The organism is Nocardiopsis sp. NPDC006198 (genome assembly GCF_040613895.1).
Taxonomy (GTDB): domain Bacteria; phylum Actinomycetota; class Actinomycetes; order Streptosporangiales; family Streptosporangiaceae; genus Nocardiopsis; species Nocardiopsis tropica.
In genome coordinates this window covers 1160-16139 of record NZ_JBEXSY010000074.1, presented here as the reverse complement: position 1 = coordinate 16139, position 14980 = coordinate 1160, and the positions used below count along the sequence as shown (strand labels likewise).

At 72.3% G+C, this 14980-nt stretch carries 2 protein-coding genes (1 of these 2 only partly in view); both read left to right on the top strand.

All coding sequences use genetic code 11. The annotated features are described in order from the left end of the window. A protein-coding gene (locus tag ABZ234_RS29870; protein ID WP_355014238.1) for a hypothetical protein crosses the window boundary here: on the top strand, positions 1-14768 show its final stretch. The gene continues 18778 nt to the left of window position 1, outside the view; only the last 14768 of its 33546 coding nucleotides appear in the window; its start codon lies beyond the left edge, outside the window; it ends in the stop codon at positions 14766-14768. Further along, positions 14765-14980, top strand: coding sequence for a hypothetical protein (locus ABZ234_RS29865; RefSeq protein ID WP_355014237.1), 216 nt, complete (start codon positions 14765-14767; stop codon positions 14978-14980). Before ABZ234_RS29870 ends, ABZ234_RS29865 begins: the two co-directional genes overlap by 4 nt.

The window sequence follows — 14980 nt, the reverse complement described above, 5'->3', positions numbered from 1 at the left end:
GCCCGGGGTTCGAGAACAACGGCAGGCAGACCCACCACGCCGACCCCGGGGCCGCCATCCAGGAGCTGGTGAACGACCTCGCCTCGAACGGGCTGGAACTGACGCTCGGCGACGGCCGGGAGGCCCTGCTGAAGCAGCTGACCACGCACCTGTCCCACAACCCGGACCCCCGCGCCCCGCTGCCGGTCAAGGTCCGCTCGCTGGGGCCCGAGCCCACTCCGGACTCGAAACCGCGGTTCCAGCGTCTGAGCTCCACGGGGCAGCTCTACGTGAAACTGGTCAGGGACCCGGACAGCACCGAGATCTCGCACGTCGACTACGCCGGCTACTACATCGAGTCGCACACGGTGAAGGCGGCCGACGCGCACTCGCAGAGCGACGAGACCAAGAGGACGGTGAGCTCCGACGGCGCACTGCTGATACCTCCGCCCTTCCCCCAGGACGACCTGGGCCCGACCGAACAACCGGGGCACCGCGCCCTGTTCACCACCCCTGCCGGGGAGGTCTCCGCCTCCAGCAACGACGGGCGCTCCTCCGGACAGTCCCAGGACGACTCCCGCACCGTCGAACTGCACCTGAAAACCCCGTACGCGAAGGTCAGCACGAACACGACCCTCGAACTCGAACTCCGGTTCGGCAAACCCCAGGGCGGGGAGAACGGCAACGAGCCGAAATCGACCTACGAGGTCAGCGCTGCCAGCGGGCGGGTCGACACGCTGTACCCGCTCTCGTACATGACCTTCGACCCCCCGGCGACGAACACCCCGGAAGACGGCACGCAGGAGACCGGAGCCGACACGCTGTCGCCTCCGCCGGCCCCCGCCGTCACCACGTCCACGGACGGCACCGGCTCCACGGGGACCGCTCCCGCCGACCGGAACACGGCTCCGGCCCCGGAAAGCGGCGACACCACAAGCAACCAAACGGGAACCGGCCCGACTCGGCGGACCGTGGCCCTCAACTTCGCCTCCCTGGTCGACGCGCTGCGCACGCTGACCCCTGACGCGGGCCCGCTTCCCGGCAACGGCTCCGCTCTCGCACTGACGACCATGGTGCAGGACTACGGACAGGGGCTGCGCGACCTGGCCAACATCGTCATCGCGCAGTCCGTCGACTGGAAGCCGCCCGAGGGGCAGTCGGTCGAGGCCACGGCGAACGCGGCGCGGGCCCACCTCGCCCGCCTCTACGACCTGGACCCGGTCTACAACGAGATCGACGCCAGCCTCAGCGACGAGGCCATCAAGGCGATGGACCCTTCGTCGCTCAACCCCGACGGGGTGAGTTTCAAGGACATCGAACTCCCCGGGGCGATCGGCAGGACCCTGCAGGGCAACCACACCCAGTGGGGCGTCAAGTCCCTGCCGAGCAGCCACGGAGCGAAGTTCCTGGACGTGCGACCGGACGGCCAGCTCAGCGACTCCCGTGCCCGGCCCCGAACGAACACCTCCGGCGAGTCCCACGGCGGGGGCCAGGGCTTCGGGGGCGGGTTCCGCCCCGCCGGGATCACCACCGAGAGTCCCGCCTACGACCGCCACGAGGGCATCCACACCGGTTCGGCGGCCGTGAACGCCGGCCCGTCCCATGGGGCCCAGTCGAGCTCCGACCAGGCCGTCAAGGGCTACCAGGAGTCCGACCAGCTCCGCCAGGGTCCCTTCTACCTCGTGGAGCACGACGTCACCTGGGCGGTCGCCGCGGGCAGCAAGCTCGCGGCGCCCGCCGCCTTCCACCAGAACGACCCGAGCCTCGCGCCGACCCCGCTCCACCGCCGGCCCACCCGCTGGATCATGGACCAGACCACGATCCGGATGGCCAAGTGGTACTCGGAGGCCGACGCGATCGCGATGGGCTTCCTCACGCCGGACCAGGCCAAGGACCTGGCCCCCGCCAAGGACAGCATCCGCAAGGCGCAGGAGGAGTTCAGCAAGGCGGAGGCCGAGTACGCCGACACCCGGGCCCCGCTGGAGGGTCTGGCCGAGAGGTACGCCGACAAGCCGGACAACGAGAGCGCCCGGACGGCCTACGAAGCCCAGGAGGAGAATTACAAAGACGCCCTGAAAGCCTTCAACGAGAAGACCAAAGCCCTGGTCGAGACCCTGAACGACACGCGCGCCGTCCTGGGAAGCACCGGGCCGGGGAGAACCGGCGGCACCGTTCCCCCCGAGCGTACGTCGGGCGGTGACACGAGCGGGAGGACGACGACCCCCGCACCGGCCCCCGTCAACAGCACCTCGACCACCAGCACGACCGGCGGCAACACCGATGGCGCCGCCACGACCACCAGCGCACCCCAGCAGACCACCACCGGGGCCCCGCCTCCGGACCCGGCGCCCGCGCCCACGGGACCGAGCCATGCTCTGGCCGACCGCTTCAGGGATGAACTGAACCTCGTCGCCGCGGAGCCCGACACCCCCGTCCAGGACACGGACACCGTGGACGCGCGGGTCCAGCGCGCCTCCGACGCAGCGGACACCGCGGTCCAGGCGGCCCGGGACGCACGCGAGGCCGCGAACGACCTCTCCACCGCCCTGGAGCACGGCACGACCGGGCTGGGGAACGGCACCCGCCTCCTCACGGGCTCCGACGGCGGAGCACCCGCCGCCGGGACCGACGGCACCGCCTCACCGGGGGCCGAACGGCAGGCACGTGACGCACGGACGGCGGCGGACACCGCGCACGACAACGCCACCGCCGCCGGCAACGACATCACCGCCACCCGGAACAACGCCACCCGGACGATGCCCGAGCCCGATCGCGGCGCCTTCATCGAGAGGGTCAGGACGGCCACCTCCGAGGCGGAGGACGCGGACACCGCCGCGACCGAGGTCCACGACACCGCCGACGGGCACGAGGACACCGTCGCCGAGATCGGAACGGACCTCGACGCGACCCCGCCGCGGTACCGGGCGCTCAGCACCGCCGTGGAGGGCCTGTCCGGGCAGGACCGGTCCGCCGACGGGGGCCGGGACGCCCAGGACGCCCGGGACAGGGCCGCGCGGGAGGCGCGCGAGGAGGCCGACAGCCTGGTCTCCGAGCTGGAGGGGATCGCCGATCGCGCCGACACCGCCCAGGAGGCGGCGGAGAAGGCACGGACCGACGCAGACGCGGCGAAGGCGAAAGCCGACACCGCGAAGGCGAAAGCCGACCAGGTGGCCGCGGACGCCGAAGCCCTGCGGACCTGGGCCGAGGGGCTCCACACCAGCGCGTCCACCCACCGGGACAGCGCTGACCGGGCCGCCCAGGACGCGCAGAAGGCCGGGGAGGAGGCCCGCCTCGCTGCTGGTGCGGCCGAGAAGGCCCGGGAGGCCGCGGACGAGGCCGCCGAGGTGAGCACCCGCGCGAAGGACGCCACCGATAAGGCCGAGCAGGCCGATGACCACGCCCGCGCGGCCCGCGCCGCCGCGGACCGCGCGGTCCGGGCTGCGGTGAACACCCCCCAGCCCTCCCCCGGCGGGCAGACGACATCGGACGGTACCGACGCCCGAGGGACGACGGACACCCGGCAGGACACCGCTCGCCGGACCGCGGAGGACGCACGGGAGCGGGCCCGGCAGGCCCGGCAGACCACACGCGACGCGGTGCGGACCACGGCCAGGACCACCGAGGACGCGGGACAGCTGGCCCAGCAGGCCGACCGCCTGCGCACCAGGGCGGAGACCACCGGGCGGGAGGCCGCCGATGCCGCCACGCGGGCGGAGGAGGCGCTGGAGACCGCCCAGGAGGTCCGGGACACCGCCGACGCGACCGTGGAGACCGCCGACAGCGTCGCCGCCGACGCCCGTCGCGCGCACCAGGAAGCGCAGGAGGCCGCCCAGAAGGCGGAGGCCGCGTCCGCGCGTGCCGCCGAGGCCGCGGAGACCGCCCGGGAGGCCCGCGACGACGCCGGGAACATCGCCGACAGCGCCCGGAAACGCATCACGAGCGTCCAAAACCTCCTGGAGAGGATCCCGGCGGCCAGGACTCCGGGGAGGACCTCCTCCGAGGGCGACGGCGGCGACCGCTCCGACGGCGGCGACCGGAGCGGCAGCAGCGACGACCGCCGGCCGGGCGACAGGGACGGCTCCGACACCAGGCGTGACACCGGGGGCCGGGGCAGGGGCCGCGGGGCGGGCGGGGACGGCAGCCGGGGCGGCCACGACATCATCGCCTTCCCCATGACCGAGGTCCCGAACCGACCGGGGAACCTCTCCCCTCAGGCCGCGTCGGACAGGATGGCCGACGCCATCCGCCTCGGGAAACTGGCCTCGGCCAGTATCAAGGACGCGATCAGCGGCTACCAGCGCGCCCAGGACCTGGTCGCCCAGACCCGCGAGGCCGAGAGCCAGGGCCGCCCCGACGCCGCCGACCTACGCGCCCAGGCCTTCGAGGCACAGCGCGAGGCCAACGAGGCCTACCGCACCTACGACCACCTCGCCCAGATGCAGGCCGACCTGCTGCGCCCCCAGGGCCCGACCACCGTCATGGCCGTCCTGGATACCACCGGCGGCCCGAGCCGCGACCCCGGACCCGTCCCCCTCGGCGGGGACGACGGGGACATCCGGCTCGGCCCCCTCGACACCGACTCCCCCCTCACGCGCGACGACGGCCCGCCCGGCAACCGGAACACCACCGGGACCGACGGCAACAGGGACCCGGACCGGAGCGGCCGGGACGGCCGCGGGCCGAACACCCGGGGCGGACCGGACCCGCAGGGCTCCCGCTCCTTCTTCTCGTCCCTGGGCCGCCGGTGGTTCGGGGACACGCCGACCCAGCCGGACCGGAGCACCCAGGAGGACGCACCGCCGCCCCCGCCGGAAGACGGATCGCGGAACCTCACCTATTCCAGCGACTTCATTCCGGACCGGGAGGGCCAGGCCTACGACCTGGGCTACCTGACCACGTCCACCCTCCTCGGACCGGACATGCTCTTCACCGAGCACCTGCACGGGTTCGTCCACGACGTCCTGAACGGCACTCCGGACATGCCCGCCCCCGCACGGCAGGCGATCCTGCGCGGTGTGGTCGACATCCTCGACAGGGACGGGCCCCGGCCCTTCCTGCGCGAGGGCGGGCACACCGTCAGCACCACCCACGACGGGCAGACGTGGAGCGCCGACATCGACCTGCGCCCCAAGGACGGCGAGTTCTACCGCTTCGACATGCAGACCCTGAGCGGCGGCGAGGACTCCAGGCGGCTGAGGCTCCACAACGCCGGTCCCGGGGTGGACTTCAGCACGAGCGGGTCACACGGCCAGGGCAAGACCGTCGGCGCCAAGGTGTCGGTGAACCCCTTGTACGTCGGCAGCATCGGCGGCAACGACGCGGGGCCGATCCTCTCCGGCGGGGGGCGCGGCGGCATGAAGGTCCGTGGCACCTCCGGGTCGGCCGCGACCAGCGCCAACGCCGATAGCGGCATCGAACTGCTCGGCCCCCTGACCCCCTACGTCGCCGACCTGTACATGCGGGCGTCCGTCACCGGCCCCGGCCTCACCGCCCCGCGCGTCCGGGAGGGGATCTCGCACAACGGACTGAGCATGAACCTGCCCGGGGAGGTGGTCTCCTCCGACGCGCCCCGGCACATCGTGCCCAAGAACGGACCGGCGGACGCGAACGGGAACCGCCCGCCGGTGAACCGGCCGTTCATCGGTACCGGCCACCCGCTGGAGATCACCCGCTTCTCGTCGGCATCGGGCGGCGGAACTGACCGGAACACCGCCTCCGGTGACGGCGGGACCGACCGCGGCGGTGAAGGCGACAGCAGCGACAGCACCACCACAGCCACGACGGGCGGCGGCCGGAAGGACACCCTCGGCACCTGGCTCGCCGACCACCTCCTGGGCCCCCGTCCCGAGGGCAGGGGCGGCGGCCACACCCCGTCCAAGAAGGAACAGAGCGACAACGAGTACCGCACATGGATCGAGTCCACCTTCGACAACGACCGGGTGCTGCAGTACCTGCCGCAGATCTCCAACGGGTCCTCGCAGATCCGGATCATTTTCCCCACCGGCTCTTCCCGCCCTCCCCGCACCATGGAGGTGTGGTCGGTCTCGACCGAGTACAGCCGCAAGGACTTCGCCCCCGGCCTGGCCGACTTCGTCCACGGCAACACCCTCGTCAAGAGCGACTCCTCCACCGTGAAGAGCTCCACCGTGGCCTCCGGCTCGATCGGCGGCGGCTTCGGCATCTGGCTGGAGCTGCCCAACGGCAAGAGCGTCCGGCTCGACGTGCCCTTCGCGGAGTACTCGGCCACGTTCGAGAGGAGCACGGGAACCACCCTGACCACCTCGGGGACCAGCAGCCACGTCGTACACGCGCCCGCAGGCCACGCGGCCTACGACGTCAAGCGCGACTTCTACGTCCGCCTCGACAGCGAGCCGGAGGCGCACCGCTTCGAGGCCGACACCGTCGAGATGCTCACGGTCGAGGACGCCCGCCTGCTCAACGGCGAACTCCCCAAGGCCCCGGGCCCGGACGGCGAACCTGCCGCGCTGCCCCGGCCCCCGTTCCCGAACCTGGTGACGAACGGCCCCACGGACAAGCTCACGGACCTGAGCGGGGCCACCGTACTCGGGTTCGGCCAGGCTTCCCCGGTCGCCACGGAGAACCACGGCGAAGCGACGGACAACACCGACACGACCGGCACAACCGCGGACACGGGGACCGCGAGCACGGCAAGCACCACCGGGAACGACGGCGCGGACGTCGACCCCCCGAAACCCGACGCACCGCAGCGCTCGTTCTACGACGAACTGGCGTACCACGTGCTCAAGGGCATCGCCGAGAAGCACCCCGGCATGGTCATCCCGGACCTGGGGAGGACCAGGAAGAACTACGCCGTCCGCCCCAGCCACATGGCACCGGACGCGGTCCGCAGCTTCCGCGAGCGCTGGGGCTTCCGCCGCAACGCGGACGTGGCACGCGAGAACACCCTGAAGGTCATCAAGGCGCTCTCCGAGTCCAGTCTCAAGAGCGGTGCGTCCGACCTGCCCGGCGACGGCATCCCGGTCCGCCTCCAGGAAACCGCCGTGATCGACCTGGCGACGCTCATCAAGGACAGGGGCCTGCGCCCCGACTTCGTGACCTTGCGCGTCTACGGCGAGTTCGACCCCCTGGTGCACCAGTTCGACACGACCTCCAGCGGCGGCGGCCGGTTCGGGGGGTCGGCCGGCATCAGAACCACGAAGGGGTCGAGCGTCAACCACTCGGTCAACACCACCGTGGGCGGCAGTGTGCGCACCGACGAAGGCGCCGACGCACGCGGCGTCCCCCGGGTGCTGGGGAACCCGGCGATCGCGCTGCTCACCTCTTGGGGCACCGGCAAGGAATCCGTTCAGAGCCTCTCCCACGGCTCCGAGGAGACGGTCCTGTTCAACGGGGACTCCGACGTGTGGACGTCCCGCACCCGCTTCACCGCACGGCTGTTCGAGCACGACGACATCGGGATGTCACGCGACGACCGGTCACAGCGCGAACACGGCACCCCGCTCCTGGGGGACGGGTTGGACACCCACACGGTCCTTCTCACCCCCAAGGTGCCCCCGACGGCCTCGGACTCCCCCGACACCGTGTCCGACCCGGCAGGCACGACCCGCGACGGCGACACCGCCCCCGACGACCGGACCGGGGGACGGGAGGGACGCACCCCCGAGACCACCGCCGACACCGGGGGAGAGGACTCCACGCGGACGGACACCTCCGGGGACACGGAGTCCGACACGACCGGGGGCCGGCAACCGCTCACGCCCGAGCAGTCGCAGCACGTGCTCCGCGGGGACTTCGTCCCGCGGCCCACCCCCGGCGGTACGCCGGGCGACGGTCAGGGAGGCCGCTGGACCGTCATCCGGGACGGGGCCGTGCACACCTGGGAACGCCTGTTCGGCGGAGGCTCCGAAACCGTCACCCCTGCCCCGGACACCACCGCGCCTCCTGCGGACACCGTGACCACCACCGGTATCGTGACGACCACCGGCACCGACGGCAACCAGACGGCGGTCCTCTCCCCACCGCCTCCCCCCGGCAACACCACCGTCACCACGACCGTGACGGCACCGGACACCACCGCGCCCGGAGGCGAGAGGGGCGGGGACAGCACCCCGGACAGCGGGCCCCAGCAGGGACCGCTGCCCCTGGCCCAGACCCGTGCCCGGGCGATCCAGCGCATCGGCGGCACCGTCGAGCGCGTCAACACCCACTTCGACACCGGCGGCCGGGGCATGCGCGGGCTGCTGGAGGAGACGTTCCGGACCTTCTCCGAAACGCGCAGCGGCCTCCACGACGGGTACCGGCGCAAGCTCGAGTCGTTCCTCTCCCGGGCTTCCGGGAACGGTCTGCGGTTCGAGAACCACTCGTCGCCGGAGGAACTCGCCGCGAGCAAGAGCGCGGCCACATCGTGGGGCTCCCGGATGCGCCTGGAGATGAGCGGCGGTCTCTGGTCACCGCACGACATCCGCGTCACCATCGCCACCAAGGTCGAGGCCGACGAGGTCACCGACCTGCGCCCCGTCGGCGCCCAGATGCGGTGGGGCGGCAGCAGCGAGACGACCCTGTCCACCACCACCTCCCTGACCCGCAGCGTCGGGCTCAAGTTCGGAGGCAGCGGGGCCCGCAACCCGAACCCGCACCCCACCGACGACTCCCTGCCCACCGAGGCCGTCCGACCGATCCCGCTGGTCGGCCCCTCCTACACCCGCACGCTCTTCTCCCGGGGCACGTCGAAAACCCAGGCGACCGCGTTCACGTCGTCGGTGCTGTTCATCCCGAACGACACCAAGGCGTACGCCTTCCGCGCCTCCGGCAAGCTCACGCAGGCGCTCGAGTTCCTGAAGAACTGGAGCATCGGACCGACCCTGACGTGGAAAACCCTGTACCTCGGGTGGACCGCTCCCGTCAAGGACCTGCTCGCCGGCTATGTGCACTCCCGCGACGCCCATCAGGACAACCTGGTGCAGGACCGGGCGGTCCGCGACGGCGACAAGGTGCACCTGGGCGCACAGCCCAACCCGAAGAAGCCCGACAACGCCCGGGTGCGCCCCGGGTTCGAGGACAACGGCCGGCAGCTCCATCCCGCCGACCCCGGGGCCGCCCTCCAGAACCTGGTGAACGACCTCGCCTCGAACGGGCTGGAGCTGACGAAGCAGTCGCGCGAGAACCTGCTGCAGAAACTGACCACGCACCTGGGCCAGAACCCCGACTCCACCGTCCCGGTGCCGGTCGAGGTCCACGCGCTGGGGTCGGAGTCCGGGCCGGACTCGAAGCCGCGGGCGCAGCATTGGAGCACCGAGGCGAAAGTCTTCGTGAACCTGACCAGGGACCCGAAACCGGCCGAGGTCTCGTACCCCGGCCAGTCCGGCTACTACATCGAGTCGCACAAGTGGACGCAGACCCAGGCGGGCTCGCAGACCAGGGGGACCGGGAACTCGTCGAGCCTGGACGGTGTGCTGTTGCAGCCCACCCCCTACCCCCAGGACGACCAGGGGCCGGACCAGCAGCCGGGCCACCGCCCGCTGTTCGCCTCCCCCGCCGGATCGCTGTCCTCCTCCACGAACGACAGCCGCACCTCCGGGGAGTCCCGGGACGGCACCCGGACCGTCGAGCTGCACCTGGACACCCCGTTCGCGAAGGTCCGCGCGGACACGACCATGACCCTCACCCTCGAACTCGGCGAACCCAAGGGGGGGCGGAACGGCAATCCCTCTCGCGCGGTCTACACGGGCGAAGCGGACAGCGGACGGGTCGACACGCTGTACGCGTTCGCGTACATGGACTTCGACCCCCCGGCGGAGAGCACCACGGACACCGTCACGGAGGGGGACACGCGGGGAACCGGCGCCGACCTGCTGTCGCCGCCGCCCGCCCCGACCGTCACCACCTCCACTGACGGCACCGGATCCACCGGGACCGACCGGGACACCTCTCCGGCCCCGGAGGGGGACGACACCACCGGCGACCGGACGCGAAACGACACCACCGGGGACGACCGGGCCGCCACCCCTCCTTCGAACGACGGCGCGACGCAGCTGCCCGCAGTCCCCAAGGACGCGTCTGCGCCCGACCTGCTGCGCGCCTGGGCCGACAACGCGGGTCCCAGGCCCGGCAACGACTCCGCCCTCGCACTGCCGGCCATGGTCGAGAACGACGGCCAGGCCCTGCGCGACCAGGCCAACATCGTCTTCGCACGGTCCTTGGGCTGGAAGCCGTCCACCGACACCCCCGCCGAGGGGCAGCCCACCAGCACCACGACGAAAGCGGAGTCCACCAGCGCCACAACGAAAGCGGAGCGCACCAGCGCCGAGGCGAAAGCGGCGCGTGCCTACCTCGCCGCCGAGTACGGCCAGGACCCCGTGTACAACGACATCGATCACAGCTTCAGCAAGGGGGCCATCAAGGCGGTGGTCCAGTCGGCCTCACGCGAGCAGGAGGGGGTGCAGTTCGCAGACCTCAACCGCACCCAGTGGGGTGCCAAGGCCCTGACGAGCACCCGCGGAGCGAAGATCCTGGACGCGCTGCCGGGCGGCCAGCTCAGCGACTCCCGCACCCGGTCCCGGACGCACAGCGCCGGCACCTCCCACGGTGGGAGCCGAGGCCGCGGGGCGGAGATGCGCCCCTCCGCGCTGAGCACCGAGGTCGACGGCATCCGCTACGAGGGGCACGAGGGCAACTACACCGGTACGGCTGGACTGAACACCAGTTCGTCCAACGGGTCCGGAAGCGGCTCCAACCAGGCGGTCAAGGGCTACCAGGAGTCGGACCAGCTCCGCCAGGGGCCCGTCTACCTCATCGAGCACGACACCACCTGGGCGTTCGCCGCGGGCAGCAAGCTCAAGACGCCCGCCGCCTTCCACTCGGAGGACCCGAGCCTTCTGTCGACCTCGCCCTCCTCCCGGCCCACCCGCTGGGCCATGGGCCAAGTCACGATCCGGACGGCCGAGTGGTACTCGGAGTCCGACGCGATCGCGATGGGCTTCCTCACCCCGGACCAGGCGAAGGACACGGCCCCCGTCGTGAAGCAGCTGGCCAAGACTCGCAAGGAGTTCACCGAGGCGGAGGCCGAGTACGCCGACACCCGGGCCCCGCTGGAGGGCCTGGCCGAGAGGTACGCCGCCAAGCCGGCCGACGAGCGAGCCGAGAGCGCCTACAACGCACAGGAGAAAAAGTACGAAGATGCCCTGAGAGCCTTCAACAAGCAGATCGACGCCCTGGGGGCGGCCACGAACACCGTGCGCACCACTTTCGGGGGCGTCGGCCAGGGGACGGACGGCGGGACCGCTCCCCCCGCCCGCACGCCGAGCGGCGACGGCAGCGGAGGGACGACCCGCGCACCGGCCCCCGCCGACAACACCACGGCCACCGGCAGTACCGACAACACCGGTGTCACTTCCGGAACCACCACGAGCACCGGCAACACCGGTGACGTCACCACGACCACCGGCGGGCCCCTGCCGAGCATCATCGTGACCCCGCCGGCCCCGGAGCCCGCACCCACGGAACTCGCGCCCACAGAGCCCGCGCCCACGGAACCCGCGCCCACGGAACCCGCACCCGCGGAACCGCGCCAGAACCTGGTCGACCACTTCCGGACGGCGTTGAACCTCGAAGTTCCGAAGTCCGACTCCCCCGTCCAGGACACCGAGGGCGGCCTGGAGCAGAACACGGACACCATTGACGCGCAGGTCCAGCGCGCCTCCGACGCGGCGGACACCGCGGCCCAGGCGGCCCGTGACGCACGCGTTGCCGTGAACGGCCTCTCCACGACCCTGGACCGCGGCAGGGCCGACCTACAGGACGGAAACCGCTTCCTCGAAGGCTCCGGCGGTGAAGTACCCGCCGCCGGGACGGAGGGACGCTCCCCCGCGCCCGGGACCGACGGCGCCCCCGCGCCGGGGGCGGTACGGCAGGCACAGGACGCGCAGCAGGCGGCGGACACCGCGCACGACAACGCCACGACCGCCGACAGGGACGTCACCGCCACCCGGAACAACGCCACCGCGACGGCGCCCGTACGCGATCAGCGGGCCCTCCTCGGACAGCTCCGCACGGCCGTCTCCGAGGCGGAGGGAACGGTCACGCCCGCGGCCGACGCCCAGCGCACCGCGGAGCGGCACGCGCAGACCGTCACCGGGCTCGGGAACGAACTCGACGGGGCCCGGACACGGCACCAGGAGCTCAGCACCGCCGTGGAGGGCCTGTCCGGGCAGGACCGGGCCGCCGGCGGGGACCGGGCCGCCCAGGACGCGCGTGTCCGAGCGGACGACCTGATCTCCGAGCTGGAGGGGATCGCCGGTCGCGCCGACACCGCGCGGGCGGAGGCGGAGGCGTCGCGAGCCGAGGCCGAGACGGCGCAGACGAACGCGGACGCCGCGAAGACCAAGGCCGACCGGATGGCCGCGGACGCCAAGAAGCTGCAGACGTGGGCCGAGGCCCTCGACAAGAGCGCGTCCGGCCAGCGGGACGACGCGAACCGGGCCGCCGAGGACGCGCGGAACGCCAGGACGGCGGCACGGGGAGCCGCCGAGGCCGCCAAGGAGGCCCGCAAGGCCGCGGACGCGGCGAAGGCCGAGGCCGACGAGGTGCAGGAAAAGGCCGCGAACGCCGTCAAGGCCGAAACCGACGCCCGCGCGGCCCGCACCGCCGCGGACCGCGCGGTCCAGGCGGCGGCGAACGCCCCCCACCCCTCCCCCGAGACGCGGACGGCGTCGACCGGCACCGACCTCCGGGAGACGACCGGCACCCCTGAGAACACCGCTCTGCGGGACGCGGAGAACGCACGGGAACGGGCCAAGGAGGCCCACCAGACCGCCCGCGAGGCGGCGAAGACCGCGGCCAGGGCACACGAGGAAGCGGAGAAGGCGGCTCAGGAGGCCGACAACCTGCGCGAGAGGGCCGACGCCGCCGAGCAGGATGCCCGAAAGGCCGCCGCACGCGCGAGGAACGCACAGAAGATCGCCGAGAGGGCCCGGGACTCCGCAGGGAAGATCGTGGAGATCGCCCGCGCAGCCGCCACCGACGCCGGTCAGGCACACAAGGACGCGCAGGGGGCCGCCGAGAAGGCGAAGACCGCGGCCGAACGTGCCGCGGAAGCCGCGAAGACCGACCGGAAGGCCCGCGACGACGCCAAGGAAATCGCGGACAAGGCCCGGAAGGACGCCGCCGACGTACGGGAGCTGCGGGAGAGGATCCCGGCGGCGGTGGAGCCGGGGAGGACGTCGTCCGAGAACGACCGGAAGAAGGACGGCGACGAGGACGGGAGCCGGGACGAGGACGGTTCGGGCAGCAGCGGCGACCGGGGCGACGACAACGGCAGCGACGGCGAGCGCAACTCCGGCACCGGGCACGAGGACGACAGCAGGCGCGGGGGCGAGGACAGGGACCGCGGAACGGACGGGGACGGCGGACGCTCCACGCGCGGGGACGGCCGGGGCGACCGCGACAGCGGCGACCCGGCCCAGCGCGACACCGACTCGGACACCGACTCGCTCCCGGACCTGACCTCCGACTCGGACTCGGACTCGGACGACAGCGACGACGGCATGTCCCTGGACGACGACTTCTACGGCCCTCCGCCGGCGGTGCGCACGCAGGAGCCGGCTCTTGCCGATTCCGGCGACCCGTGGGCCGGCAACCCCCCGACCGGGCCCGATCTCGGCGCCCTCATCGCCGCGGACAAGAAGAAGGACGACAGGCCCTCGACGGTCGAGGACGTCGTCGCCGACCTCACCTACCGCTACCGGCCCGAGGACATCGGGCACCACACCGCCCAGGACGCACAGATCCAGGTCTTCATGGCGGGCCACCACCGGAGCCGCCACGGCCGCCGCACGGAGGCCGACCCCTCCGAGCAGTACACGGACACCGACGGCTACGAGGCCGCCCCGGGCCCGGCCTACCCCGCCGGAACGCAGGTCTCCCAGTACCCCGCCCCGATCCAGTACACCCAGGACCCCACCGGGACCCACGACTCCTCCGCGGCGGCCTACGACCAGCCGCCCACGGCCCCGACCGAGGAGACCGCGCAGGCCCAGGACGGGAACCAGGACGAGCGGACCGCAGCGCTCATGCTGTGGAACGGGACCTTCACCGGTATCGAGGACCTCGCCGCCACCACCGGATTCGATGTGGTGAGCCAGGAGCAGCTCGTCGAGGACGGCTCCGACGGCAGTACCTCGCTCATGCGCTTCGAGAACGGCGCGCAGGCGGTCTACAAGGACACCGAGGAGACCACCTTCGCCCGTGAGCGCGCCGACGCCGAACAGCTCGCCTCACTGGTGGGCCGCGCCATCGGCGCCAACGTCCCCGGTGTCCTGCGCATCGGCGAGTACGAGCTGTTCATGCACTTCATGAACGGCGTATCCGGGTTCACCCACTTGGACAACCCGCGATCCCCGCTCCTGAACACGCGGGACGGACACGTGCTGGGCCTGCTGGACCTGCTGATCGCCAACGGCGACCGCAATCCGGGCAACTGGCTGGACCAGGGCAACGGGCACGTGGCGGGCATCGACCACGGCAAGGCCTGGTTCAAGTACGAGCACACGCCGGAGGACCCCACCGACCTGGAGGGGCTGGCCTACACCAACGGCATGCGGCCCTTCTACGACTTCGAGGCCAATGCGTGGATCGCCAACCCGCTGACGCGGGCCGACATCCGGTTCCTGCGGACCCGGCTCGCCGGGCTCTACGGCGAGTTCGTCCGCCTGGGCCGGTCCGAGTGGTTCGACGAGATGATGGAGCGCTTCGACATGCTGGCCCGCAACGCACGGGGGACCAACGGCCTCTTCTCAGGAGGCGGCCGGTGACCCGTGTGCTCTATGTCCAGGACCGCCGCACACAGCGGACACGGCCGTTTCTGACGCTGCACGACGACGGCACCCTCACCGGCCACGACCCTGCGACGGCCGACGCGATCCCACGGCTGCGCGCCACGCGCGGCTGGTCCGGCGAGCAGATATTCGACGACTGCGCCGCGCAGTCCAACGCCTACGTCCGCTACTTCGAAGAACCGGCGTGA